This window comes from Mesorhizobium sp. IMUNJ 23033, from assembly GCF_044778005.1.
Classification (GTDB): Bacteria; Pseudomonadota; Alphaproteobacteria; order Rhizobiales; family Rhizobiaceae; genus Mesorhizobium; species Mesorhizobium amorphae_A.
The window spans coordinates 120,578-145,694 of the sequence record NZ_JBJACT010000006.1 but is presented as its reverse complement, the minus strand read 5'-3'; the positions used below and the strand labels follow the sequence as shown (position 1 = coordinate 145,694).

Below are 25,117 nucleotides of genomic sequence, written 5' to 3'. Positions count from 1 at the left end.
TCAGGCAGCCCTTTTCGATAGCAGCAAGCGATAGAGTTCGACGTATTTTTCGGCGCTCTTGTCCCACGAGACATCGGCCTTCATGCCCTGGCGCTGGATCGATTGCCAGGTTGCGGCGCTGGCATGCGCGTCGACCAGCCGGCGGATGGCGTGCAGCAGCGCGCCGGCATTGTTCGGCGCGAATTGGAAGCCGGTCGCCACGCCGGCCGAAATCGCCGCTTCATTGGCGTCGATGATGGTATCGGCAAGGCCGCCAGTGCGGGCGACGATGGGCACGCAGCCATAGCGCAGGCCGTAGAGCTGGGTCAGCCCGCAAGGCTCGAAGCGCGACGGAATGATGATCGCGTCGCAACCGCCCTGCATGGTGTGGGAGAGCCCCTCGTCATAGCCGACGACGACGCCGATACGGCCGCGATGGCGGGCGGCGGCGGCGAGCAGCGCACCTTCGAGACCGGCGTCGCCAGAGCCCAGGATCGCCAGCCGCGCGCCGGCCGCGACGACGCCGTCGACGACCGCGGCGAGTATGTCCATGCCCTTCTGCCAGGTCAGCCGGCTGATGACGCAGACGATCGGGCTGTCGTCGCGCTCGAGGCCGAAGCGGTCCTCGACCGCCGTCCGGTTGGCGCGCCGCGCCTCAAGCGTCGCGCCCGAATAACTTGCCACCAGATGCTTGTCGGTTTCCGGGTTCCAGATGTCGACATCGATGCCGTTGACGATGCCGTAGAGATCGGTCGAGCGCATGTTGATCAGGCCGTCGAGGCCCATGCCGAATTCGGCCGAGCGGATCTCCTGCGCATAGGTCGGGCTCACCGTGGTGATCGCCCAGGCGGCCTGCAGGCCGGCCTTGAGGAAGCCGACACCGCCGTAATATTCGACGCCGTCGAGCGCCATCGCCACCGCCGGCAGGCCAAGCTCGCCGAAGATGCCGGCGCCGAACTGACCCTGAAAAGCGAGATTGTGCACGGTGATCAGCGACGGTATGCCGACCGCCTTGCCGTAACGCATATAGGCCAGCGTCATCGCCGACTGCCAGTCATGGGCGTGCACGATGTCGGGCTGGTAGCCGGAGATGGCGCCACCGGCTATGTCGCCGCCGGCCTGGCTCAAGGCGGCGAAGCGCCGCCAATTGTCCGGCCAGTCGGCGCCTGTCGCATTGCCATAGGGGTCGCCGGGACGGTCGAACAGATGCGGCGCATCGAGCACGAACAGGTCGAGCCCGGCGATCTGGACGGCATGGATCGAGGCCTTGCCGCCCTGCAATAGCGGGTATTGATAGACCGCCTTTTTTTTCTTGAAAGCGTCCATGACGACAGGATAGCCGGGGATCAGCGTGCGCATGGCGACGCCCTTGCCGGCCAGCGCAATGGGCAGCGCGCCGGTCACGTCGGCAAGCCCGCCGGTCTTGATCAGCGGGAAGATCTCGGGCGTGACCGACAGAACCTGCATGCGCCTACAAATCCAATTCTGCCTACAGCTTCAGCTTGTCGATCATGTCCTGCGTGACCAGGCAGATGCCTTTTTCCGAGACGCGGAAACGCTTGGCGTCGAGCACGGGATCTTCGCCGACCACCAGCCCTTCCGGTATCCTTACGCCGTGATCGATGACCACGCGCTTCAACTTTGCGTTCCGGCCGACATGAACGTCGGGCAGCATGACGACTTCTTCCAGCGTCGAATAGGAATTGATGCGGGCGCCGGTGAAGATCAGGCTGCGCTTCAGCGAAGCGCCCGAGACGATGCAATCGCCCGACACCAGCGAGGAGACAGCCGAGCCGCGCCGGCCATCCTCGTCGTGCACGAACTTTGCCGGCGGCTTCAATTCGGCATAGGTCCAGATCGGCCAGTCGCGATCGTAGAGGTCAAGCTCCGGCGTCACGTCGGTGAGGTCGATATTGGCCTCCCAATAGGCGTCGACTGTTCCGACATCGCGCCAGTAGGCCTCGTTCTCGGCGGTCGAACGCACGCAGGATTTGGCGAAGCGGTGGGCGATCGCCTTACCGTTCTGGACGATATAGGGAATGATGTCCTTGCCGAAGTCGCGGCTCGAGCCGGGCTCGGCAGCATCGCGGCGCAGTTGCTCCATCAGGAACTTGGTCTTGAAGACGTAGATGCCCATCGAGGCCAGGGCGAACTCCGGCTTGTCGGGAATGCCGGGCGGGTCGGCCGGCTTTTCGACGAAGGCGATGATGTTGTCCTTGGCGTCGACATGCATGACGCCGAAGCCGGTCGCTTCCATACGCGGCACTTCGAGGCAGCCTACAGTGACGTCGGCATTGGCGTCGACGTGCTGGCGCAGCATCAGCTCGTAGTCCATCTTGTAGATGTGGTCGCCGGCGAGGATGACCATGTATTCGGGCCCGTAGGCCTCGATGATGTCGATGTTCTGGTAGACGGCATCGGCCGTGCCCTCATACCACTGCGTTTCCGAAACCCGCTGGCTGGCGGGCAGGATGTCGAAGCTTTCGTTTCGCTCGGGGCGCAGGAAGTTCCAGCCACGCTGCAGGTGGCGGATCAGCGAATGCGCCTTGTACTGGGTGGCGACACCGAGGCGGCGAATGCCTGAGTTGAGAGCATTGGAGAGCGCGAAATCGATGATGCGCGTCTTGCCGCCGAAATAGACCGCTGGCTTGGCGCGCCGGTCGGTCAATTCCTTGAGGCGGCTGCCGCGCCCGCCCGCCAGCACATAGGCCATAGCGTCGCGCGCCAGCGGCTGGGTCCGTTTCGTGTCTGCCATATTACCCTCCCAAGTCACTCAGTCTGAAACATCACTCAGTCCGGAACAAATTCGAGCATGGTCGTCGACAGCGGCGGCAAAAGCATCGTCACCGATATGCCTCCTCCTTCCGCCCGTGCCTCGACCTCGCCGCCATTGCCCTGGCCAGAACCGCCATAGTCCGAAGCATCCGTGTTGATGATCTCGCGCCATTTGCCGGCCTGCGGCAACGGCACGCGGTAATTGTCGCGCGGCACCGGCGTGAAGTTGGAAATGACAGCGATCGGGTTGCCGCCCGGCGCGCTGCGCAGCCAGGCAAACACCGAGTTGGCGCTGTCGTCGACGATCAGCCACGAAAACCCCTCCGGCTCGCAGTCGCGCGCATGCAGCGCCGGGCGCGAACGGTAGAGGTAGTTGAGGTCGCGCACGGTCTGCCAGACGCCGCGATGCAGCCTGAAATCGAGCAGGTTCCAGTCGAGCGCGCGCGCCTCGCTCCACTCGCGGAGCTGCGCGAATTCCTGGCCCATGAACAGCAGCTTCTTGCCGGGATAGCCCCACATGAAGGCGTAATAGGCGCGCAGCGTCGCGAATTTCTGCCAGTCGTCGCCGGCCATCTTGCCGAGCAGCGTGCCCTTGCCGTGCACGACCTCGTCATGGGAGAGCGGCAGGACGAAATTCTCGGAGAAGGCGTAGACCAGGCCGAAGGTGATGTCGTTGTGGTGATGCTTGCGGAAGATCGGCTCCTTGGAGAAATACTCCAGCGTATCGTGCATGAAGCCCATGTTCCACTTGAAGCCGAAGCCCAGGCCGCCCTCATGCACCGGCTGCGACACCTTCGGCCATGAGGTCGATTCCTCGGCGATGGTCATCACGCCGGGATGATGGCCGTAGATCTCCTTGTTCATCTTCTGCAGGAAGCTGACCGCTTCGAGATTTTCGCGTCCGCCCTTCTCGTTGGGGATCCATTCGCCGGCCTTGCGCGAATAATCGAGGTAGAGCATCGAGGCCACCGCATCGACGCGAAGACCGTCGACATGGTATTTCTCGGCCCAGAACAGCGCGTTGTTGACGAGGAAAGACACCACCTCGCGGCGGCCGAAATTGTAGATCGCCGTGTTCCAGTCGGGATGAAAACCCTTGCGCGGGTCGGCATGCTCGTAGAGCGCGGTGCCGTCGAAATTGGCCAGCCCATGCGCGTCGACCGGGAAATGCGCCGGCACCCAGTCGAGGATGACGCCGATGCCGGCCCGATGGGCGCCATCGACGAAACGGGCAAAACCGTCCGGATCGCCGAAGCGGGCCGACGGCGCGTAGAGGCCGGTGGTCTGGTAGCCCCAGGACGGATCATAGGGGTGTTCGGAGATCGGCATGAATTCGATATGGGTGAAACCGGTTTCGGCGACATAAGGGATCAGCCGGTCGGCGAGTTCGTCCCATGACAGGAAGGTGCCGTCGTCGCGCAGCTGCCACGAGCCGGCATGGACCTCGTAGATCGAGATCGCTTCGCGGCGGGGATCGGCGTTGCGCCAGAAATTGCGGTGCGCTTCGTCGCCCCATTCATGCGCCGGCGGTACCGCCGTCACCGAAGCGGTGGCCGGGCGCAGCTCGGATTTGAAGGCGAACGGATCGGCCTTGAGCGGCAGGCGCACGCCATCGGGCGCGATGATCTCGTATTTGTAGGGCCGGCCGGCGCCTATGTCGGGAATGAACAGCTCCCAGATGCCGGTGTCGCGGCGGTCGCGCATCGTATGCCTGCGACCGTCCCATTCGTTGAAGTCGCCGACCACCGAGACGCGCCGCGCATTGGGCGCCCAGACGGCAAAATGCACGCCCGACGCGCCCTCATGGTCGATGAGATGAGCGCCGAGCTTGTCGAACAGCCTGAGGTGCGATCCCTGGGCGATGTAGTAATCGTCCAGCGGGCCGAGCACGGGACCGAAGGAATAGGGATCGGTCAGCCACCAGTCGCCGCCGGCATTCCTGGCGTGATAGCGCAGCGGCTGGCGTTTCTTGAGCGACAGCTTGCCCTCGAAGAAACCGCCATCGTCGCGCCGGGACAATTCGCCGGCATTCTTGCCGGTCAGCGTATAGGCGGTGACGAACTCGGCATGCGGCACGAAGCAGCGGGCGACAAAGCCCTTACCGGCTTCATGCACGCCCAGCACCGCGAATGGATCGCCATGCGTGCCGGCGACAATCGCCGCGACATCGCCGGCTGGCGCCAGTCCGTCCGGCCCGCTTGTCGCAGCGGTCGCGCGCGGCTTCCTCATCAGGCAGTTACCCTCCCCGGGCGGCACCTTTGTTGTTGCGCATGTCGTCGTCCCAAAACCGCTGCACACTTTTGGGCGACATGCACGCGGACCACATTGTTCGTGGTCTCATGCAAGCATATCAGGCGGGCACGTTCCAGATGTCTTTCGCATATTGGCGGATCGTGCGATCGGACGAGAACCAGCCGACGCGAGCGACATTGCGGATCGCCCGCGCGTACCAGTCGGGACTGTTGCGCCAGACGGTGTCGACGTCGCGCTGGGTGGCGGCATAGGTGTCGAAGTCGGCCGCCACCATGAACCAGTCGCTGCCATAGAGGCCGTTGATCAGCTCGCGATAACGGTCGGGATCGTCAGGCGAGAAGACGCCCGACGAGATGGCGGCGAGCGCTTGCGACAGTTCCGGCGATGCCTCGATCACGGCGCGCGGATCGTAGCCGTTGTTGCGCCGCTCGGCGACCTCGGCGGTGGTCAGGCCGAAAATGAAGATGTTGTCGTCGCCGACGCATTCCTTAATCTCGACATTGGCGCCGTCGAGCGTACCGATGGTCAGGGCGCCGTTCAGCGCGAACTTCATGTTGCCGGTGCCGGATGCTTCCATGCCGGCGGTCGATATCTGCTCGGAGAGGTCGGCGGCCGGCATCAGGATCTCGGCCAGGCTGACATTGTAGTTCGGCACGAACACCACTTTCAGCAGGCCGCGCACAGCCGGGTCGCGGTTGATGACCCTGGCGACGTCGTTGGCAAGTTTGATGATCAGCTTGGCGTTGTGGTAGCTGGGTGCCGCCTTGCCGCCGAAGAACTTCACGCGCGGCATCCAGTCGCGCTCGGGGTGTGAGCGGATCTGGTCGTAGAGCGCGACCGCTTCCAGGATGTTGAGCAGCTGGCGCTTGTATTCGTGAATGCGCTTGACCTGGATGTCGAAAAGCGCCGAGGGATCGAGCTTGATGCCGAGCCGGTCGGCGACCAGGTTGGCGAGCCTGGCCTTGTTCGCCCGCTTGACGGCGGCGAACTTGTCACGGAAGGCGGCGTCGTCGGCAAAGGCGTCAAGCCCCTTGATCGCATCGATGTCATCGAGGAAGCGGTCGCCGATCGCCTCGCGGGTCAGCGCGGTGAGGCCGGGATTGCACTGGATCAGCCAGCGCCGGGGCGTGATGCCATTGGTCTTGTTGTTGATGCGACCAGGGTAGAGCTTATGGAGATCGGCGAAGACCGTCTCCTTCATCAATTCGGTGTGCAGCGCCGAAACGCCGTTGATCGAGTGCGAGCCGACAAAGGCCAGATTGCCCATGCGCACCCGGCGGTCGCCGTTTTCCTGAATCAGCGAGATGCGGCTGATCTGCTCGCCCGAGAACTTGTTGGTGGCGCGCGCCTCCAGAAGCACCTCGGCGTTGATGGCGTAGACAATCTGCATGTGGCGCGGCAGCAGCCGCTCGAACAGCGGCACCGGCCAGCTTTCAAGCGCTTCGGGTAGCAGCGTGTGGTTGGTGTAGCCGAAAGTGCGCTTGGTGATGTCCCAGGCCTCGTCGAAATCCATGCCGTGGACATCCATCAGGAGGCGCATCAGTTCCGGCACGGCGATGGCCGGATGGGTGTCGTTCAAATGGATCGCCGCCTTGTCGGGCAGCGACTGCAGATCGCCATACTGGCTGAGATGACGCTGGAGAATGTCCTGCAGCGAGGCGGTGGAGAAGAAATACTCCTGCCGCAGCCGCAGTTCCTGCCCGGCCTTGTGGGAATCGGCCGGATAGAGCACGCGCGACAAGGCATCGGCCTTGTTGCTCTCGGCAAGCGCGCCGATGTGGTCGCCGGCATTGAACTTGTCGAGCAGGATCGGATCAATCGGCATACCGGACCACAAGCGTAGCGTGTTGACTCGGTTGGCCCGCCAGCCGACCACCGGCGTGTCGTAGGCGACGGCCAGCACATGCTCGGTCGGTTTCCAGACGTGGCGTTCGAGCCGGCCGTCCTTCGAGGTGATCGACTCCACCGAGCCACCGAAGCCGACCTCGAAGGAGCGTTCGCGACGCTCGAACTCCCAGGGGTTGCCGTGGTCGAGCCAGGTTTCGGGCAGCTCGACCTGCCAGCCGTCATGGATTTCCTGGCGGAACATGCCGTTGGCATAGCGTATGCCGTAGCCGTGCGCGGGAATGTCGACGGTAGCCATGCTTTCCATGAAGCAGGCGGCAAGCCGGCCGAGACCGCCATTGCCAAGCGCTGCATCCGGTTCGAGCCCGGCGATGAGGTCGAGGTCGACGCCGAGAGACTTGAGCGCCTCGCGCATATTGTCCATCAAACCGAGATTGGAGAAGGCATCGCGCATCAGGCGGCCGATGAGGAATTCCAGCGACAGATAGTAGACGCGCTTTTCCTGCTGGGCGTAGGCCTCCTGCGTCGCCTGCATCCAGTGATCGACGATGCGGTCGCGCACGACCTTGATCGAAGCGGTGAGCCAGTCGTACTGGGTGGCGACGTTGGTGCCCTTGCCGACCCTGTATTTGAGGGCCAGCAGGACTTCGTCGGCGAGCGTCTTGGGGTCGGGGATTTCGAGGACGGGGGCTTCGGATGTCATCGTGCGCGTCATAATGCCTCTCGTGATCGTGCCGCGATCATACCGGCTTTCACCGCTACTCCCAGCCCATCCTAGTGCATTGCAGCATATGTTCAATCGATTTAGATCGGGACGCCACCGGGTTCACCTGCGGCAATTTTACCCGTCGAGGCAGATCAGGCCGCCAGCGCGTCCTCCGGCGGCTTCTTTGCGCCGGTCATGAGGGCCACAGCATCCGACATGGAAATCTGCTTCGGATCGACGACGCAAAGGCGTCGGCCGAGCCGGTGGATGTGGATACGGTCCGCGACCTCGAAGACATGCGGCATGTTGTGCGAGATGAGCACGATCGGCAGGCCGCGCTTCTTGACGTCGAGGATCAGTTCGAGCACGCGGCGGCTCTCCTTGACACCAAGGGCGGCCGTCGGCTCGTCCATGATCACCACGCGACTGCCGAAGGCAGCAGCGCGCGCCACCGCCACGCCCTGGCGCTGGCCGCCCGACAGCGTTTCCACCGCCTGGCTGATATTCTGGATGGTCATCAGGCCGAGTTCGGTCAGCTTGTCGCGAGCCCGCTTTTCCATCGCCGGACGGTCGAGCATGCGGAACCAGCTGCCGAGCGGGCCCGGCTTGCGGATCTCGCGGCCGAGGAACATGTTGTCGGCGATCGACAGCGCCGGCGACAGCGCGAGGTTCTGGTAGACGGTCTCGATGCCGGCTTCGCGGGCCTCCATCGGTGACTTGAAGGCAACGGGTTTGCCTTCAAGCCGGATTTCACCTTCGTCGGGCACGGCCGCGCCGGAAATCGCCTTGATCAGCGATGACTTGCCGGCGCCGTTGTCGCCGATGACGGCCAGGATTTCGCCCGGATAGAGGTCGAAATCGGCATTGTCGAGGGCGGTGACGCGGCCATAGCGCTTGACTAGGCCGCGCGCGGTGAGGATGGGTTCCTGGGTCATGACTATGCCGAAACCTTTCTGATCCATTGATCGATCGCCACGGCGCCGATGATCAGCACACCGGTGAGCAGCACTTTCCATTGCGGATCGGCGCCCAGCATGTTGAGGCCCATCGAGACGACACCGACGATCATGGCGCCAAACAGCGTGCCGAGGATCGAGCCGCGTCCGCCGAACAGAGAGATACCGCCGATCACCGTCGCGGTGATGGCCTGCAGATTGTAGTCGGTCACGGCGGCCGACGGCGAGATCGAGCCATTGCGGCCGATCGAGACCCAGGCCGCGAAAGCGGCGATCAGCCCGGCAAGGGCGTAGACCGTCATCAGCACCTTCTTGGTCTGGATGCCCGACAGTTTCGCGGCCTCCTGATCGTCGCCGACGGCGTAGACATGACGCCCCCATGCGGTGTGGTTGAGCACGTACCACAAGAGGAGCACGAGCAAGACCATGGCGATGACGCCGAGCGTCAGCACGGCCGTGCCGACCTTGAAACTCAGGGCAAACAGATGCAGCAGCGGCGCCTGGACGTCGACGTCGGTGTCGCGGATCGTCTCATTGGCCGAATAGATGAAGTTGGTGGCCATGACGATGTTCCAGGTGCCAAGCGTCACGATGAAGGGCGGCAGCTTCATGTAAGCGACCAGCACCCCGTTGAGCAGGCCGCAGGCGCCACCAGCGGCAAGGCCGATGGTTACCGCAAGAATGGCCGGCATACCGTAGGTGACCGCGCAATTGCCCATGATCACGGCCGAAATCACCATGATGACGCCGACCGACAGGTCGATGCCGGCGGTCAGGATGACCAGCGTCTGTGCGGCGCCGAGAATGCCGACAATGGCGATCTGCTGCAGGATCAGCGTCAGCGTATAGGATGAAAAGAAACGCCCGCCGATCGTGATACCGAAAATGATGATCGACAGGACCAGCACGATCAGCGGCACCGCGGCCGGCGTGGAATGCAGGAAATGCTGGGCGCGTTTGACGGCCGATTTGTGCTCGTCAAAAGCGGCAACGCTTGTGTCGCTGCCCGAGAGGACCTTCTCGAATTCCTGAGCTTGAGCCATGTTTTCTCCCCTGGGCTTCAGCCACATGCCGACGCCGTCCACGCCTTTCCGGGTCTGCTGCCGGGATTATTCGCGTTTGCAGTGACACATCGTCCACCCGATGCGGCCGGGGATCAAGCCCCCGGCCGTCAGGTTGTTGCTGGCTGTCAGGCAGCCATCAGCCCCAGCACTTGGCCAGGCCTTCCTTGGTGTCGATGGACTTCACGCCGTTGGCCGGCTTGTCGGTGACGAGGTTGACGCCGGTGTCGAAGAAGTTCTTGCCTTCGGTCGGCTTCGGCTTGGTGCCGTCCTTGGCGAAAGCGGCGATCGCCTCGATGCCGAGCGCCGCCATCTGCAGCGGATACTGCTGCGAGGTGGCGCCGATCACTCCTTCAGTCACCGACTTCACGCCGGGGCAGCCGCCGTCGACCGAGACGATCAGCACCTGGCTTTCGAGACCGACGGCCTTGAGCGCCTGGTAAGCGCCGACAGCGGCTGGCTCGTTGATGGTGTGGATGACGTTGATGGTGTTGTCCTTCTGCAGAAGGTTCTCCATCGCCTTGCGGCCACCCTCTTCGTTGCCGTTCGTCACGTCATGGCCGACGATGCGCGGATCGTCCTCGTCGCCGATCTTGTTGGGGTCCTTCACGTCGATGCCGTAACCCATCATGAAGCCCTGGTCGCGCAGCACGTCCACCGTCGGCTGCGACGGCGTCAGGTCGAGGAAGCCGATCTTGGCGTCCTTGGCCTTGTCGCCGAGCGTCGCGGCGGCCCAGGCGCCGATCAGCTTGCCGGCTTCCAGATTGTCCGTGGCAAAGGTCGCGTCGGCGGCGTCGATCGGATCAAGCGGGGTGTCGAGCGCGATCACCAGCAGGCCTGCGTCACGCGCCTTCTTCACCGTCGGCACGATGCCCTTGGTGTCGGAAGCGGTGATCAGGATACCCTTGGCGCCGTCGGCGATGCAGCTTTCGATCGCCGCCACCTGGCTCTCGCTGTCGCCGTCGATCTTGCCGGCGTAGGTCTTGAGATCGACGCCGAGTTCCTTGGCCTTGGCGGTGGCACCTTCCTTCATCTTGACGAAGAAAGGATTGGTGTCGGTCTTGGTGATCAGGCAGGCGCCGACACCGGCGGCCGATGCCGTCGATGCAAAAGCCATCAGGCCGAGGCCGGCCGCGGCAAACACGGTGGATTTCAACAGTTTTGACTTGGTCACGATCTTCCTCCCATGGGAACCATTCAGGATGCCGGCCAACCGGCATCTCAAGCGCATCCAACGATATTCTCCCAGCGCGGACGCCGGCCCAACAGACACCAGTCCGGGCGGCGTGTCAATAATTAAATCACTCTTATTTATTATTGACACACTTGCCTCGTTCGCTCATTCTGGCCCAAAAGCAGTGTGGGGAAATGACGGGAGGAACAAGGGTGGAGACCGGCATTGCGAGGCACGGTTCGCCCGAGGCAGCAGAGAGTCGTCTGCACCGTGGCACCAACCAGAGCGGGATGCGCGACCACAATGAGCGGCTGGTGCTGTCGCTCGTGCGCCAACATGGCAGCCTGGCCAAATCCGACATAGCGCGCATGACCGGGCTTTCGGCGCAGACCGTCTCGGTCATCATGCGCGAGCTGGAGGAAGACAGCCTGCTCGTCCGCCAGGCGCCGCTGCGCGGCAAGATCGGCCAGCCTTCGATTCCAATGGCGCTCAATCCCGAAGGTGCCTTCTTCATCGGCCTTAAGATCGGCCGCCGCAGCGCCGAGCTGGTGCTAATCGACTTCCTCGGCACCGTGCGCTCGATGCTGCACCACTCCTACCGCTATCCGGCGCCGCGCGAGACGGTAGAATTCGTCACCGCCGGCATGAAGACAATGCGCGGCGAACTGACGCCGGCGCAGGACAAGCGCATTGCCGGGCTTGGTATCGCCATGCCGTTCGAATTGTGGAACTGGGCGGACACGGCGGGTGCGCCGCGCGAGGTCATGGACGAATGGCGCCATCGCGACATCCGCTCAGACATCCAGGCGCAGTGCGATTTTCCGGTCTATCTGCAGAACGACGCCACTTCGGCCTGCGGCGCCGAACTTGTCTTCGGCCAGGCGGCGGCGCGCGACTTCGTCTATTTCTATATCGGCGCCTTTGCCGGCGGCGGCATCGTGCTCAACGGCCGGCTTTTCGGCGGTCCGACCGGCAATGCCGGCGCGCTGGGTTCAATGCCGGTGCCCGGACCCGACGGCAAGCCGACGCAGTTGATCGACGTCGCCTCGATCGCCATGCTGGAAAAGGCGCTCAATGCGCGCGGCGTCGAGGCTTCGCATCTGTGGACTTCGCCGCAGGACTGGGGCGACATCGGCGACGAGCTCGACACGTGGATCGCCACCGCCTCCCAGGCGCTCGCCTATGCCATCGTCGCGGCGTCCTCGGTGATCGATTTCGAAGCGGCGGTGATCGACGGCTGGATGCCGCTCACCGTACGCCGCCGTCTCGTCGATGCCGTCATCGAGGTGATCGGCACGATCGACGGCGAAGGCCTCAAGCTTCCCGCCGTGCGCGAGGGCACGGTCGGCATCCATGCGCGGGCGCTGGGCGGCGCCAGCCTGCCGCTTTCCGAGCGCTTCCTGATCGGCTCGACCACGATTTCCAGGAGCGCCTGAGCCATGCTGATTGGCATTCCGGCGCTGCTCGGTCCGGAGCTTCTGGCGATCTTGCGCGGCATGGGCCATGGCGACGAGATCGCGCTTGTCGACGGCAACTATCCGGCCGAGGAACAGGCGAAGCGGCTCATCCGCGCCGACGGTCATCCGCTGGTCCCGGTGCTCGACGCCATCCTGAGTGTCCTGCCCGTGGACGACGCCGTGCCGGAAGCGCTGTTTCGCGCCTCGGTCAAGGGCGATCCCACGCTTGCCGATCCGGTTCATCACGAGATGGAGGCGGTCTGCGCCAGGCGCGCGCCGGGCCACAAGGTGGTTGCGCTGGCCGGCCCCGACTTCTATGCACGGGTCAAGGCCGCGCACGCGATCGTAGCGACCAGCGAACCCAGGCTCTACGCCAACATCATCATCCGCAAGGGCGTGATCTATCCGCCGGAGACCAAGAAACAATGATCCTCTGCTGCGGCGAAGCCCTGATCGACATGCTGCCGCGCACGACGACCGAGGGCGAGCCGGCCTTTGCGCCCTATGTCGGCGGCGCGGTGTTCAACACGGCGATCGCGCTCGGCCGGCTGGGCGCCCCCGCCGGCTTCTTTTCCGGCCTGTCGTCCGACCTGTTCGGCGGCCAGTTCCGGGACGCTCTGGGGGCAAGCAAGGTCAGCTCGACCTACGCGCACACCTCGCCCCGTCCGACGACGCTTGCCTTCGTGCGGCTGAACAACGGCCAGGCGACCTACACCTTCTATGACGAGAACACTGCCGGACGCATGCTGACCATCGAGGATCTGCCGGAACTCGGCGCCGAGATCGAGGCGATGCTGTTCGGTGCCATCAGCCTGATCTCGGAGCCGGCCGGATCGGCCTATGAGGAGTTCATGCGGCGCGAGCACGAGCGCCGAGTCATGATGCTCGACCCCAACATCCGGCCGAATTTCATCCCCGACAAGGCCAAGCACCTCAGGCGCATTCGCTCGATGATGGCCATGGCCGACATCGTGAAATTGTCGGACGAGGACCTGGACTGGTTCGGCGAAGCCGGCTCACATGAGGACGTCATCCGCAATTGGCTCGATCGCGGGCCGAAGCTGATCGTCGTCACCCATGGCAGCGAAGGCGCTGTCGGATACAGCCGGAAGCACAAGGTCACGGTCATGCCTCAGAAGGTCACGGTGGTCGACACGGTCGGCGCCGGCGACACCTTCAACGCCGGCATCCTCGCCTCGCTGCACGAACAGGGCCTGCTCACCAAGGCGGCGATCGGCGACCTGCCCGAGGACGCGATCCGCCAGGCGCTGGCGCTCGGCGCCAAGGCCGCAGCGGTGACCGTATCGCGGGCCGGCGCCAATCCGCCTTGGCGGCATGAAATCGCCTGATCGGAGCGCAGAACGGCCGGAAATGCGCTTTGCCAACTGATCACTTTATGTTTCGCGAGGCGAAAAGACGCGATGAAAGGGACGTGTCGCGCCCAGCGAAGGCCGGAATTCCGGCATCCTGCGGCAATGCACCCTGAAATCGCGGTAACAGGCTGCGACACCTAGGCAATTCGCGGTTTGGCCGGTTCGGCTTTCTCGACCGCGCCAAGTCTGGTACCAGCGGGCCGATCAAGTTTGTTGTGCGTGTCGTTGTCCCGAAATCGGCACACCCTCGGGTCCGGCCCGTGGGCAAGCTTTTGGGCGACACGCACTAATCCGTTTTGAGGCCGACATGCAGTTCATCGATCTTGGCGCGCAGCGCGAACGAATCCGCGACCGGCTGAAAGCCGCGATCGACCATGTCGTCGAGGATGGCCGCTACATCCTTGGGCCTCAGGTCACGGAATTCGAGAACAACCTCGCCGCCTATGTCGGCACCAAACATGTCGTGGCCTGCGCCAACGGTACCGACGCGCTGCTGCTGCCGTTGTTTGCGGCCGGCATCGGACCGGGCGATGCTGTGTTCGTGCCGAGCTTCACCTTTGCCGCGACGGCGGAAGTCGTGGCGCTGGCCAAGGCCGAGCCGGTGTTCGTCGACGTCGATCCGGAGACCTACAACATCGACATCGCCAGCCTCGAGGCGGCGATCGCCATGATCAAAGAGGAAGGCCGGCTGCAGCCGAAGGCGATCATCCCGGTCGACCTGTTCGGGCTCGCCGCCGACTACGAGGCGATCATGGCGATTGCCAACCGCGAAGGGCTGCTGGTGATTGAGGATGCCGCCCAGTCGATGGGCGGCTCGCTCGACGGCAAGATGTGCGGGGCGTTCGGCCATGTCGGCTCGACCAGCTTCTATCCGGCGAAGCCCCTCGGCTGCTACGGCGATGGCGGCGCGATGTTCACCAATGACGATGCGATGGCCGACAAGCTCCGCTCCTTCGCGTTCCACGGCAAGGGCGAAACGCAATACGACAATGTCCGCGTCGGCATCAATTCGCGACTCGACACGCTGCAGGCAGCGATCCTGATCGAGAAGCTGGCGATCCTGGAAGACGAGATGGTCGCCCGGCAGGTGGTCGCCAAGCGCTATGCCGAAGGCCTCGGCGACATCGTCAAGGCGTCCCGCAATCTGGACGGCAGCCGGTCAGCCTGGGCGCAATATGCCATCGAAACGCCGAAACGTGACGGGCTGAAGGCGCATCTGGGCGAAAAGGGCATCCCCTCGGTCATCTATTACGTGAAGCCGCTGCACAGCCAGATCGCCTATCGCGACTATCCACGCACACCGACCGGCCTTGCCGTTTCGGAGGAACTGCCGAAGCGCATCCTGTGCCTGCCGATGCATCCCTATCTCAGCGAAGCCGACCAGGACCGGATCATCGAGACGATCCGCAACTACATCGGCTCGAACTCTGCGCACGTTGCCGCGGCGTAAAATGCGAGCGCCGTCAGCCAGGTGAATCGTCAGGCCGGACTTGCTGCCTTCCCGCTGGCGATGAAATGCGGGTTGGCGAAATCCGCGTCGTCAGCCTGCTTGCGCTTGCCGTAAGCCAGCGGCTTGCCGTCCAGCGTGCGCGTCACGCCGCCTGCAGCGCGCAGCACCGCGTCGCCGGCCGCCGTGTCCCATTCCATGGTGCGGCCGAAGCGCGGATAGATATCAGCCTCGGCTGCCGCGACGAGGCAGAATTTCAGCGACGAACCGACCGACACGATCTCCGCGGCGCCGAGATCACGGATGAAGGCGTCGGTTTCCGGCGTGTTGTGGGAGCGGCTGGCGACGACGGCCGGCGGCTCAGCGGCCGGTCGCGCAGAAATCGGCCGGCGGCCGACGATGCGAAAATCGTCATCGACTTCGATTGTTTCCGCCCTGCCTGGCCGTCCCGAGAAGAAGCGCCCGGTGCAGGGCGCGAAGACGACGCCGACTTCCGGCACGCCATGGCGAACCAGCGCGATGTTGACGGTGAAATCGGTCCTGCGGTTGACGAATTCCTTGGTGCCGTCGAGCGGATCGATCAGGAAGAAGGCATCACCGAGATCGCTCGGCATGACGCCGACCGAGGCTTCCTCCTCGGCCACGCATGGAATTTCCGGAAATGCGGCGCGCAGGCCGGCGAGGATGATCTTCTCGCTCTCGCGATCGGCTTCGGTCACCGGTGAACTGTCGGACTTGCGATCGACCGCGCAGCCGTCGTGAAAGACGCGCATGACCTCGCGACCGGCCTCCAGCGCAAGGCGCTCGAATACGCCGAGCATCGCCTCGTCGTCAGATACCGCCGCCGTTGTCGTATTGGTCTTCGGCAATGTCGCGCTCGTTCAGCCAGAGTTCCAGGGCCTCTACCATCTCCTCGGCAGATTTGCCGAGTGTCTCGAGATGGATTTCGGGTTTTTCCGGAGCCTCATACGGTGAATCGACGCCGGTGAAATTCTTGATCTCGCCATTCAGCGCCCGCGCATAGAGGCCCTTCGGATCGCGCCTGGCGCATTCCTCGAACGGCGTGTCGACGAACACTTCGATGAACTCGCCGTCGGCCATCAACTCCCTGGCCATGCGCCGCTCGGCGCTGAACGGGGAAATGAAGGATACGATGACGATCAGCCCGGCATCGGCCATCAGGCGCGCCACTTCGGCCACGCGGCGGATGTTTTCGACGCGGTCGGCATCGGTGAAGCCGAGATCGCGGTTGAGGCCGTGGCGAACATTATCGCCATCCAGGATGTAGGTGTGGCGGCCCGAGGCGAAGAGCTTTTTCTCGAACAGATTGGCGATGGTCGACTTACCCGAGCCGGAAAGCCCGGTGAACCAGAACACGGCGGGGCGCTGGTTCTTCAGGTCGGAGCGGCCATGCTTGCCGACATCGAGCGACTGCCAGTGGATGTTTTCGGCGCGGCGCAGCGAATGCAAAATCATGCCGGCGCCGACCGTGGCGTTGGTGATGCGGTCGATCAGGATGAAGGCGCCGGTGGTGCGGTTCTCGCCAAAGGTGTCGAAGGCGATCGGCGACCGGGTCGAGATGTTGCAGATACCGACTTCGTTCATCTCCAGCGACTTCGCCGCCTCATGGGCAAAGTCGTTGACGTTGACGCGGTATTTCAGGTCGGTGACGGTGGCGCTGGTCTGGTCGGTCTCGGTGCGCAGGATGTAGGAGCGGCCGGGCAGCAGAGCGTGTTCGTCGAACCAGACGATGTTGGCGGCGAACTGATCGGCGACCTGCGGTCTGGCTGCCGGCGACACCAGCATGTTGCCACGCGAGACCTCGACCTCGTCGTCGAGAACCAAGGTGATGGCCTGGCCGGCAACGGCCTTTTGAAGATCGCCGCCATGCGCGACGATGCGCCTGACACGCGAGGATTTTCCGGATTTGGCGACGACGACCTCGTCACCCTGTGCAACCGTGCCGGACGCGATGGTGCCGGCAAAGCCGCGGAAGTCGAGATTGGGGCGGTTGACATACTGCACCGGGAAACGGAACGGCAGCTCGGCGGCAGCTTCATCGACCGACACGTTTTCGAGATGCTCGATCAGCGTCGGGCCGGAATACCATTTCGTCTTGTCGGAGCGGCCGGTGACGTTGTCGCCGTAGCGGGCGGACATCGGGATCGGCATGACCGTCTGGAAGCCGAGTTCCTGCGAGAACTGCCTGTAGTCTTCGACGATCCGATCGAAGACGCCATGGTCGAAACCGACGAGGTCGATCTTGTTGACGGCGAGCACGATGTGGCGGATGCCGAGCAGCGAGGCGATGATCGAATGACGCCTGGTCTGGCGCAGCACACCCTGGCGGGCGTCGATCAGCACGATGGCGAGATCGGCAGTCGAGGCGCCGGTCGCCATGTTGCGCGTGTACTGTTCGTGGCCGGGCGTGTCGGCAACGATGAACTTGCGCTTCGGCGTGGCGAAGAAGCGATAGGCGACGTCGATGGTGATGCCCTGCTCGCGCTCGGCCTCGAGGCCGTCGACCAGAAGCGCGAAGTCGATGTCGTCGCCAGTGGTGCCGTGCTTGCGCGAATCGCGCTCGAGCGCGGCGAGCTGGTCCTCGAAAATCTGCTTGGTGTCTGACAGCAGGCGGCCGATCAGGGTCGACTTGCCGTCGTCGACGGACCCGCAGGTGAGGAAGCGCAGCAGTGACTTCTTCTCCTGCGCCGCCATGTATTCGCGGATGCTGTCGGTCGGGGCGAGGCTCTTGGCCAGGATGTGGCGCATGCTCAGAAATACCCTTCGCGCTTCTTCTTTTCCATGGAGCCGGCTTCATCGCGGTCGATGAGACGGCCCTGGCGCTCGGAGGTGCGCGCCGTCAGCATCTCGCCAACAATGGCCTCAAGTGTGTCGGCGTCGGATTCGATGGCGCCGGTCAGCGGATAGCAGCCAAGGGTGCGGAAGCGCACAAGCCGGTTCTCCACCGTTTCGCCCGGTCGCAACTGCATGCGCTCGTCGTCCTTGAGAATCAGCATGCCGTCGCGCTCGACGACCGGGCGCTCCTTGGCGAAATAGAGCGGCACGATCGGGATGTTTTCCTGCAGAATGTACTGCCAGATGTCGAGCTCGGTCCAGTTCGACAACGGAAACACGCGGATCGATTCCCCAGCTGCGATGCGGGTGTTGAATATCTTCCACATTTCCGGCCGCTGGTTCTTCGGATCCCAGGCGTGCTGGGCGTTGCGGAAGGAAAAGATGCGTTCCTTGGCGCGCGACTTCTCCTCGTCGCGGCGGGCGCCGCCGAAGGCGGCGTCAAAACCGTATTTGTCGAGCGCCTGGCGCAGCGCCACGGTCTTCATCACATGGGTGTGGGTGTTGGAGCCATGATCGAAGGGATTGATGTTGTCACGCACCCCATCTTCGTTGACATGGACCAGAAGGTCGAAACCGAGCTTCTGCGCCATCTGATCGCGAAAGGTGATCATTTCGCGGAACTTCCAGGTCGTGTCGACATGCAGAAACGGGAAAGGCGGCTTGGCGGGATAGAAGGCTTTCATCGCCAGATGCATCAGCACCGAGGAATCCTTGCCCACCGAATAGAGCATGACCGGCTTGCTGAACGCAGCCGCGACCTCGCGGAAGATGTGGATGGATTCGGCCTCAAGCCGCTGCAGGTGCGTTAGTGCAATATTCATGGACTGTGAGCGTTCTCTCGTGCCATCCAGACCTTGCATCGACGCATCAGGCACAGTTTTTCAACAGCCCGGTTCAAGCTTCACGTCTGGACATTATGATTTCGTGCCGGCGTTCTAGCAGATCGCCATTGCCGGGAACAATGCCAGAGAGGTCCGCTACCGGGCGGATAGAGAATGAATTTTCCACACAAAGCTTAAAAACCGGAAATTCCTGCCTGACTGGTTGATGGGCCTGAAAGGCAGCGAAAAACTATTGCCGCCACAAGATGCCGCCCGGCCACAGGCTGATGTCACGGGGGCGTAAAGGCCATGCTGGTGATTTTTGATCAGGAGCCGGGCCTCTCCGCACTATCGAAGATCGGACCTAGCCGCTATACCGGACGCAGAAGATGGGCCAGCGGCCGCCTTGCGGCGCGTGGATTTCGAAGGTGATCTTGTTTGCTGCCACCGGAAAGCAGCGTCCCCCAACCCCCGCAATTGTGAACCAGAGCATTGAACCGGCTTTCATCCACAAGACGTCACTTCACGCCTTCGCAGATCAACATTTACTTCTCCATCGTCTGCTTCTTTTCTCCGCCGGTTCTGGGATCGGTGGTCAGCTTTGTGTTCAGCGGCGGCGCCCTGTGGTCCGTCCTGCTGCTCGCCGTGAAGCGGCGGCGCTTCAACATCGACCGGCCGATGCTGGCGATGACCGTGGCGATCTATGCCTATTGCGCCGCGATGATCCTCGCTTCGATCGTCAACAATACGCTCAGGGCTGACGCGGTCTATTTCCTGCCGCTGATAACCTTGCTGTTTTTCCCCCTCTCCTACTCGACCTGGAGCATTACCGAAAAAGCCACCCTTGTGCGCATTGTCGTGCTGGCCAGCATGGCGGCATGTTTTGGCGCCCTGGCTTTGGCCATCGTGCAATATTACTGGCTTGGCATGAGGGCTGAAGGCGGGGCGGGAAATGCGATCATATTCGCCACCGTCGCCTGTCTCAGCGTCATGATGTGCCTAGCCGGCGCCCTGTCGGGCATAGAGAGGGCGTGGAAGCCGTTGATCTTAGCGGCGCTGGCCGGTGCCGTCGCGATTGTCTGTTCGGGTTCGCGCATCATCTGGCTGGCCATGCTGATCGCCGGCATTGCCGTGCTTCTGATCAACCGGCGCAAGCTCACCGGCAAGAATTCCATGCGCCTGCTGCTGATCGCCGCCGGGATCGGGCTGGTGATCGCGGCGGTCGGCTTTCCCATCATATTGGAGCGCGCCGATTTCCTGTTCAGCGACTGGGATGCGCTGAACACCAAGGGCGACCACTCGACGGCACTCGGGCTGCGCGTGGCGCTTTGGCAGATCGGCCTTGGCGCATTCCGCGAGATGCCGATTTTCGGACATGGCATCGCCGCCAGCCGTGACCTCATGCATCAGGGTTTCCAGGACCAGTTCGGCATGGACCGCGGCTTCAGCCATTTCCACAACGGCTTCCTGACGGTCATGGTAGAGGCTGGAATTCTGGGCGCCATCGCGCTGGCTGGGATATTCGTGGTTGCCGCCAGAAATGCGGCCAGGGTGCTGCGCATCAGCGCCGATCCGCTGGAGCGCTTCGGCGCAACGATGCTCGTCGTCACCGTGATCACCTATCTGATCGGCGGGCTGACCGGCATCCTGGTTGGCCATGACATTCTTGATTCGACCTTGATGGTGTTCCTGGTCTGCGGGACATATCTTGCCTCGGGCCGCCAGCAGGCATTGCCGGAAGCATCGGCAGTTGGCTGACAGTTTTCGGACAAGGCCATGAACAAGGCCATGAAAGTGCTGGTCACAGGCGCGACGGGGTTTATAGGGCGCCAGGTCGTGCAACAACTCCGCGAAGCCGGGTTCGAGGTGCGGATCGCCTCCCGCCATCCCGAGCCGGCAAGCGATGCCGTCCTGCTGCCGGCCCCAGATGCGCCGGCCGCAGCGTTCACGGCCATCACGCAGGATGTCAGGCATGTCGTTCACTGCGCCGCCCTGAACAACGACCGCGACGCAAGCGAGGCCGACTATCTGAGTGCCAACGCGGATCTGACCGGACGGCTGGCGCGTGCCGCCGCCGTGCAGGCCGGCGGACGCTTCGTCTATTTGTCGTCGATACGGGCGGTGGCCGGTCCCGGCTTCAGCGGCACCGTCGACGAGAAAACACCCCCTGCCCCGCAATGCGCCTATGGGCGTTCGAAGCGCGAAGGCGAGATCAGGACGCTGGACGCCTACGCGTCCAGGCCCTCCGATGCCACGGCGCTCCGCCTGCCGCCGGTTTATGGCGAAGGCATGAAGGGAAACCTGGCGACGCTGATGCGCCTGGGTGGCATGCCTGTGAATTTGCCGCTGCCCGCGGCGCTCTTTAGCGGCATGCGATCGCTGATGTCATGCGAAGCGGCAGCGCGGACTGTGGTGTATTTGTTGAGCTGTCCGCAGCCGCTTCGGCCCGTCTATGTCGCTTGCGACCTCCCTCCTCTCCCAATCTCGGCAGTCCTCGGCGCCTTCCGGCAGGGTTTTGGGCTCTCGTTGCGGCTGTCTGCCGTGCCTGCCGGCCCGATACGGGCGGCGGCGACCTTGCTGGGCAAAGGCAAGGCATGTGACGCGATGACAGCGACTCAGATTTGCGATCCGTCGCTGCTGGTTGCCGAAGGCTGGGTGCCACAGACCGATACGCTCGAGCGGCTGGCTGAACTTGCGCGGCGCCATAGATCAGGTACCGCTCAGCCCCGGTAGATTGTGCCGATGAGAATGCGAATATCCAGGCCGATCGAGGCCGTCTTCAGATATTCGGCATCGGTTTCGGCGCAGAGCTTGGGATCCGACATGTCGATCCCCCTGACCTGGGCGAGGCCGGTTATGCCAGGGAGCGCCTGCAGCACGCCCAACTCTCTTCGGTGCCCGATCAGTTCCGTCTGCGTGGGCAGGCATGGGCGCGGCCCGACGAGGCTCATCTCGCCTTTCAGGACGTTCCAGAGCTGCGGCAACTCGTCGATCTTGGTCCCGCGCAAAACCTTCCCGACGGCGGTGACGGAATTGGCCGGCGCCTCGTGCGTCGGCAAGGACGGCGTTCCCTGATGCATGGTGCGCAGCTTGTGACAGGCAAAGAGCGCGCCTGCGCGCCCGACCCGAACTTGCGAAAAGATGGCGGGCCCGGGCGATGTCGCCCGGATGACCAGCATCGCGACCACCAACACCGGCGATGTCACCACCAGCATCGCGGCCGCGACAACGAGATCGAAGGCCCGCTTCGCGTCCATGCTCTAGATCCGGCGCCAGAGGAAAGCCAGATAAAGCCCAAGCGTTCCCAAAAACGTCTGTCGGTAGACGCCGCTCCTGCGCAGCAGGCGCAAGCGGCGAACGACATTGCCCTTGCGTGCCCTTATGAACAGGCCGAGGCAGGCCGCCGCATCCTTGGTGAGGATATCGCGGTTGACGGCGAGGCCGCCGAGATTGGTGTCGGTCCAGCCGGCAAACTCGCCCCTGGACAGGCGCGCGAGCCTGGAAAGCCTCGCCTTCCAGGAGACATTGGCGCCAACCAGATTTGCCGCGTGCTGGCGGTAGCGCACCAGGGGCCGCGGATCGTAGCGGACAATGCCGCCGGCGGCGGTGACGATCAGGTAGGCCCACCAGTCGTGGCTGACGAACTCCGTCCTTGCCGATGCCTTGGCCAGGAGGTCACGCGCGGTGCGGTTGATCATCATCGTGTTGCCGCCGGCGATGCTCTGTACGAGGGCATTGCGAAACGATGGCGGCTGCCCGAACAGCGGCGAATGGCCTTCGGCGGTTCCGGTTTCGGAAATGGTCGCGGTTCTGGAGCAGAACAGAAGCGGGGTCGCCGCATCCAATGTCTCGATCCAGCGCAGCGCGCTTTCCAGCCGGTCGGGCTCCCAGACGTCGTCCTGGTCGCAAAAGGCGTAGCAGTCGGCATCGATGCGCGGATCGACGATCATCGAACGGAAATTGGCGGCGAAGCCCCGGCACGGTCCTTCCACCAGGGTCAGCCGGCCCTTGTGCCAGCGGGCCTGCCACGCGCGGATCAGATCGGTCGTGCCGTCCGTGGAGCCGTCGTCGGAGACCCACAGGTCTATGTGGGGATGCGACTGCGCGAGCAGCGACTCCAGCTGCTCGGCGATGAAGGCCGCGCCGTCCTTCGTGCCCAACAGAACGGCCACGCGCTGGTCTTGTCTGATCACGGGTTTAGAATCACCTGAACTGCCCGAAATGGCTATCGGATTGGTTTCAATAGCCAATCACGGCCATCTGCGACAGAGTCTAGCCGACTTGTCCGACTGTTTTCGGTCTGGTTTCCTGGCGTGCGCCGCCGATTGGTTTTTCCGCCTGATACAGCGCCGCAAGCACGGCAAGTGCCGCCGCCTTGTCCTGGTCACGCATTGCCGCCTGCAGTATCGTCAGCGCGGCCTGGATCCTGGGCCATTCCACGACATCGGTCCGCAGGCCGAAAATCTTGGCAATATCGAGCTTGACGATCTCCTCGTTCTCGCCCTGAAGCGTCTCGTGCAGCTTCTCGCCGGGCCTGATGCCGGTGAAACGGATCGGAATGTCGGTGTAGGGGCTCTTGCCGGCCATGCGGATCATGGTTTCGGCGACCTCGAGGATCGGCACGGGCTTGCCCATGTCGAGCATATAGATGGCATAGTCGTCCTTGCCCTCGCGCCGCTCCGAATCGGCGGCCGACATGATGACAAGGTCGACGGCCTCGGCCACGGTCATGAAATAGCGCGTCATGCGCCGGTCGGTGATGGTGACTGGGCCACCCGCCTCGATCTGCGCCTGGAAGATGGTGGCCACGGAGCCGTTGGAGCCAAACACGTTGCCAAAGCGCACGGCGATGAATTTGGTGCCGGAGCGACGCCCGCCGAGCCCGGTGGCATGCGTCCCATGCAAGGAACTGACGATCTGCTCGGCCGCCCTTTTGGTGATGCCGAGCACCGAGGTGGGGTCGACCGCCTTGTCGCTCGAAATCAGCAGGAACTGCGGCACCCCGCATTTGGCGGCGACTTCGGCGCAGGCGAGCGTTCCGAAAATGTTGGTCTGAATGGCCGATTCCCAGTTCTCCTCGAGCAGCGGCACATGCTTCAGCGCCGCGGCATGGAAGATGATGGCCGGCTTGAATTCGCTGACAACGCGCGTCATCTGGCGCCGGTCGGTGACATCGATGATGCGACACTTCAGCCGATCATGGTCCTTTTCGTCAACGGACTGGTCGAGCTGGAAAATGCCGAATTCCGAGATATCGGCGACCAGAACGGCCTCGGCGCCGAGTTCCAGGGAGCGCTTGACCAGGATGCGGCCGATGGAGCCGGCACCGCCGGTCACCAGGACGCGCTTGCCGCTGACGAAAGCACCGATGCGCTCGATGTCGGGAGGCACGGTCGAACGGCGCAGGATCGTTTCCATCTCGACGGCGTCGAGAACCAGCTTGCCGCCCTGCCCGAGCTCCGAGAAGCCGGAGAACTGGACGACGGCGATGCCGCTGTGGCGTGCGACGCGAACCAGCTCCGAATACTCCTCGATCTCGCGTTCGGCGCCGTTGCCGAAAATCAGCAGGTCGAGATTCTCGGTGCCCTTGGTGTATTCCTCCAGCACTTCGACAAGGCGCGGGCGGAGCGCCACCACCGGAACGCCCTGGATCCGCGTGCCCCGCCGCGCCTCGCTCTCAATGGCCATGATGCCGGCGATGGCATACTCGGCCGGCTGCGCCGTGCGCGTGAAACGGATGATCACGTCGGCCTCGCTCAGCCTGCCGATGAACAGTGCCTGCTTGACCAGCTTGTTGTTGGTAGCGCGGCCGAGGATGCGCCAGCTCGCGCCGTCGCGAAGGAACCGGTAGTAGAGCCGGGGCGCCGATATGATGGTGAAGGAGACCAGGAAGAAGACGATGAACTGGCGCTCGTTGAGGCCGATCACCGGCTGGAAGGCGCGAAACGCCAGCGAGGCGCTATAGAGCAGCACAGTCAAGGTCGCGCAGCCCTTCAGGATGTTGAAGAAGTCGGGCGTCGAGGCGAACCGCCACACGGTGTTGTAGAGGCCGCAATATCTGAACAGCAAATGGCTGAGAACGACAATGCTCGCCCAGAATGCCAGGCCTGTAGGTGAGAACGTATCGAACGAAAGATTCGACCGCGACAGCACCAGGCTGAGCACCATCGCGATCAGGACCATGACGATGTCCTGAAGCATGATGATGGCGCGCCGTATCTTCGGCCGAAGTCCGGACACGGCTTCTACGTATGAGGTCATTGGCTAGTACTGAACTCCAGGCGCGAAGATAGTAGCGCTAAAGTGGCGCCAGATCGACTGTCATCCGCCACCGGCCACCTATCAGAGTGCCAAATCTTCAACCCGCCGCCCTCTATCGCATAGCGCGGAGTTGGGGGCATCGCCAGAGAATTT

At 63.4% G+C, this 25,117-nt stretch carries 19 protein-coding genes; 6 read left to right on the top strand and 13 right to left on the bottom strand.

All coding sequences use genetic code 11. The features are described 5' to 3' along the window. From glgA to ACFX5Q_RS09735, 7 genes are all read right to left on the bottom strand, one after another. Window positions 1-1,446 (bottom strand): glycogen synthase GlgA, encoded by a 1,446-nt coding sequence (gene glgA, locus ACFX5Q_RS09765; protein WP_404277274.1) that lies wholly within the window; start codon window positions 1,444-1,446, stop codon window positions 1-3. A 22-nt stretch (window positions 1,447-1,468) separates the two neighbouring features. Beyond that, complete coding sequence (glgC, locus tag ACFX5Q_RS09760) at window positions 1,469-2,734, bottom strand: glucose-1-phosphate adenylyltransferase (RefSeq protein ID WP_192183714.1); 1,266 nt, start codon at window positions 2,732-2,734, stop codon at window positions 1,469-1,471. A 35-nt stretch (window positions 2,735-2,769) separates the two neighbouring features. Continuing rightward, complete coding sequence (gene glgB / locus ACFX5Q_RS09755; protein ID WP_404277273.1) at window positions 2,770-4,983, bottom strand: 1,4-alpha-glucan branching protein GlgB; 2,214 nt, start codon at window positions 4,981-4,983, stop codon at window positions 2,770-2,772. A gap of 121 nt (window positions 4,984-5,104) precedes the next feature. After that, window positions 5,105-7,567 carry a glycogen/starch/alpha-glucan phosphorylase gene (locus ACFX5Q_RS09750; RefSeq protein WP_404277272.1) on the bottom strand — a complete coding sequence of 821 codons (2,463 nt, stop codon included), beginning with the start codon at window positions 7,565-7,567 and terminating at the stop codon, window positions 5,105-5,107. A 143-nt stretch (window positions 7,568-7,710) separates the two neighbouring features. Next, window positions 7,711-8,493 (bottom strand): ATP-binding cassette domain-containing protein, encoded by a 783-nt coding sequence (locus ACFX5Q_RS09745; protein ID WP_404277271.1) that lies wholly within the window; start codon window positions 8,491-8,493, stop codon window positions 7,711-7,713. A gap of 2 nt (window positions 8,494-8,495) precedes the next feature. After that, complete coding sequence (locus ACFX5Q_RS09740) at window positions 8,496-9,557, bottom strand: ABC transporter permease (protein ID WP_404277270.1); 1,062 nt, start codon at window positions 9,555-9,557, stop codon at window positions 8,496-8,498. A 157-nt stretch (window positions 9,558-9,714) separates the two neighbouring features. Further along, window positions 9,715-10,692 (bottom strand): sugar ABC transporter substrate-binding protein, encoded by a 978-nt coding sequence (locus tag ACFX5Q_RS09735; protein ID WP_404277450.1) that lies wholly within the window; start codon window positions 10,690-10,692, stop codon window positions 9,715-9,717. 269 nt (window positions 10,693-10,961) lie between these two features. Between ACFX5Q_RS09735 and ACFX5Q_RS09730 the strand changes: the two genes are divergently transcribed. From ACFX5Q_RS09730 to ACFX5Q_RS09715, 4 genes are all read left to right on the top strand, one after another. Next, entirely contained in the window at window positions 10,962-12,185 is a 1,224-nt protein-coding gene (locus ACFX5Q_RS09730; protein ID WP_404277269.1) for an ROK family protein, read from the top strand. Between the two features lie 3 nt (window positions 12,186-12,188). Further along, window positions 12,189-12,635, top strand: coding sequence for an RbsD/FucU family protein (locus ACFX5Q_RS09725; RefSeq protein WP_404277268.1), 447 nt, complete (start codon window positions 12,189-12,191; stop codon window positions 12,633-12,635). Beyond that, window positions 12,632-13,555: a carbohydrate kinase gene (locus tag ACFX5Q_RS09720; protein ID WP_404277267.1), complete on the top strand. Its 924-nt coding sequence runs from the start codon at window positions 12,632-12,634 to the stop codon at window positions 13,553-13,555. The genes ACFX5Q_RS09725 and ACFX5Q_RS09720 overlap by 4 nt, the downstream gene beginning before the upstream one ends. Window positions 13,556-13,886: 331 nt before the next feature. Then, window positions 13,887-15,029 (top strand): DegT/DnrJ/EryC1/StrS family aminotransferase, encoded by a 1,143-nt coding sequence (locus ACFX5Q_RS09715; RefSeq protein WP_404277266.1) that lies wholly within the window; start codon window positions 13,887-13,889, stop codon window positions 15,027-15,029. A gap of 29 nt (window positions 15,030-15,058) precedes the next feature. Here ACFX5Q_RS09715 and cysQ read toward each other — a convergent pair whose 3' ends face one another. Genes cysQ through cysD form a run of 3 tightly spaced genes read right to left on the bottom strand, consistent with a single transcriptional unit; the run spans window position 15,059 to window position 18,703 of the window. Then, window positions 15,059-15,847 carry a 3'(2'),5'-bisphosphate nucleotidase CysQ gene (gene cysQ, locus ACFX5Q_RS09710; RefSeq protein ID WP_404277448.1) on the bottom strand — a complete coding sequence of 263 codons (789 nt, stop codon included), beginning with the start codon at window positions 15,845-15,847 and terminating at the stop codon, window positions 15,059-15,061. A gap of 10 nt (window positions 15,848-15,857) precedes the next feature. Further along, window positions 15,858-17,795, bottom strand: a complete 1,938-nt coding sequence (cysN, locus tag ACFX5Q_RS09705) for a sulfate adenylyltransferase subunit CysN (protein ID WP_404277265.1) — start codon at window positions 17,793-17,795, stop codon at window positions 15,858-15,860. A gap of 2 nt (window positions 17,796-17,797) precedes the next feature. Further along, complete coding sequence (cysD, locus tag ACFX5Q_RS09700; protein ID WP_006206275.1) at window positions 17,798-18,703, bottom strand: sulfate adenylyltransferase subunit CysD; 906 nt, start codon at window positions 18,701-18,703, stop codon at window positions 17,798-17,800. A gap of 492 nt (window positions 18,704-19,195) precedes the next feature. Between cysD and ACFX5Q_RS09695 the strand changes: the two genes are divergently transcribed. After that, a complete protein-coding gene (locus ACFX5Q_RS09695) occupies window positions 19,196-20,461 on the top strand; it encodes an O-antigen ligase family protein (protein WP_404277264.1) in 1,266 nt (421 codons plus the stop codon). Between the two features lie 30 nt (window positions 20,462-20,491). Then, on the top strand, window positions 20,492-21,436 hold the full coding sequence (locus tag ACFX5Q_RS09690) for an NAD-dependent epimerase/dehydratase family protein (RefSeq protein WP_404277446.1): 945 nt from the start codon (window positions 20,492-20,494) through the stop codon (window positions 21,434-21,436). Here ACFX5Q_RS09690 and ACFX5Q_RS09685 read toward each other — a convergent pair. From ACFX5Q_RS09685 to ACFX5Q_RS09675, 3 genes are all read right to left on the bottom strand, one after another. Next, window positions 21,424-21,960: a sugar transferase gene (locus ACFX5Q_RS09685; RefSeq protein WP_404277263.1), complete on the bottom strand. Its 537-nt coding sequence runs from the start codon at window positions 21,958-21,960 to the stop codon at window positions 21,424-21,426. The genes ACFX5Q_RS09690 and ACFX5Q_RS09685 overlap by 13 nt on opposite strands. Before the next feature lie 3 nt (window positions 21,961-21,963). After that, window positions 21,964-22,875: a glycosyltransferase family 2 protein gene (locus ACFX5Q_RS09680; RefSeq protein ID WP_404277262.1), complete on the bottom strand. Its 912-nt coding sequence runs from the start codon at window positions 22,873-22,875 to the stop codon at window positions 21,964-21,966. A 100-nt stretch (window positions 22,876-22,975) separates the two neighbouring features. Beyond that, on the bottom strand, window positions 22,976-24,964 hold the full coding sequence (locus ACFX5Q_RS09675; protein ID WP_404277261.1) for an SDR family NAD(P)-dependent oxidoreductase: 1,989 nt from the start codon (window positions 24,962-24,964) through the stop codon (window positions 22,976-22,978). Window positions 24,965-25,117 lie beyond the last annotated feature (153 nt).

Excerpts from the sequence above, each read along its gene's own strand:
- glgA (WP_404277274.1), bottom strand. The coding sequence starts at position 1,446 with ATGCAGGTTCTGTCGGTCACGCCCGAGATCTTCCCGCTGATCAAGACC.
- glgC (WP_192183714.1), bottom strand. The coding sequence starts at position 2,734 with ATGGCAGACACGAAACGGACCCAGCCGCTGGCGCGCGACGCTATGGCC.
- glgB (WP_404277273.1), bottom strand. The coding sequence starts at position 4,983 with ATGAGGAAGCCGCGCGCGACCGCTGCGACAAGCGGGCCGGACGGACTG.
- ACFX5Q_RS09750 (WP_404277272.1), bottom strand. The coding sequence starts at position 7,567 with ATGACGCGCACGATGACATCCGAAGCCCCCGTCCTCGAAATCCCCGAC.
- ACFX5Q_RS09745 (WP_404277271.1), bottom strand. The coding sequence starts at position 8,493 with ATGACCCAGGAACCCATCCTCACCGCGCGCGGCCTAGTCAAGCGCTAT.
- ACFX5Q_RS09740 (WP_404277270.1), bottom strand. The coding sequence starts at position 9,557 with ATGGCTCAAGCTCAGGAATTCGAGAAGGTCCTCTCGGGCAGCGACACA.
- ACFX5Q_RS09735 (WP_404277450.1), bottom strand. The coding sequence starts at position 10,692 with ATGGCTTTTGCATCGACGGCATCGGCCGCCGGTGTCGGCGCCTGCCTG.
- ACFX5Q_RS09725 (WP_404277268.1), top strand. The coding sequence starts at position 12,189 with ATGCTGATTGGCATTCCGGCGCTGCTCGGTCCGGAGCTTCTGGCGATC.
- ACFX5Q_RS09720 (WP_404277267.1), top strand. The coding sequence starts at position 12,632 with ATGATCCTCTGCTGCGGCGAAGCCCTGATCGACATGCTGCCGCGCACG.
- ACFX5Q_RS09715 (WP_404277266.1), top strand. The coding sequence starts at position 13,887 with ATGCAGTTCATCGATCTTGGCGCGCAGCGCGAACGAATCCGCGACCGG.
- cysQ (WP_404277448.1), bottom strand. The coding sequence starts at position 15,847 with ATGCTCGGCGTATTCGAGCGCCTTGCGCTGGAGGCCGGTCGCGAGGTC.
- cysN (WP_404277265.1), bottom strand. The coding sequence starts at position 17,795 with ATGCGCCACATCCTGGCCAAGAGCCTCGCCCCGACCGACAGCATCCGC.
- cysD (WP_006206275.1), bottom strand. The coding sequence starts at position 18,703 with ATGAATATTGCACTAACGCACCTGCAGCGGCTTGAGGCCGAATCCATC.
- ACFX5Q_RS09690 (WP_404277446.1), top strand. The coding sequence starts at position 20,492 with ATGAAAGTGCTGGTCACAGGCGCGACGGGGTTTATAGGGCGCCAGGTC.
- ACFX5Q_RS09685 (WP_404277263.1), bottom strand. The coding sequence starts at position 21,960 with ATGGACGCGAAGCGGGCCTTCGATCTCGTTGTCGCGGCCGCGATGCTG.
- ACFX5Q_RS09675 (WP_404277261.1), bottom strand. The coding sequence starts at position 24,964 with ATGACCTCATACGTAGAAGCCGTGTCCGGACTTCGGCCGAAGATACGG.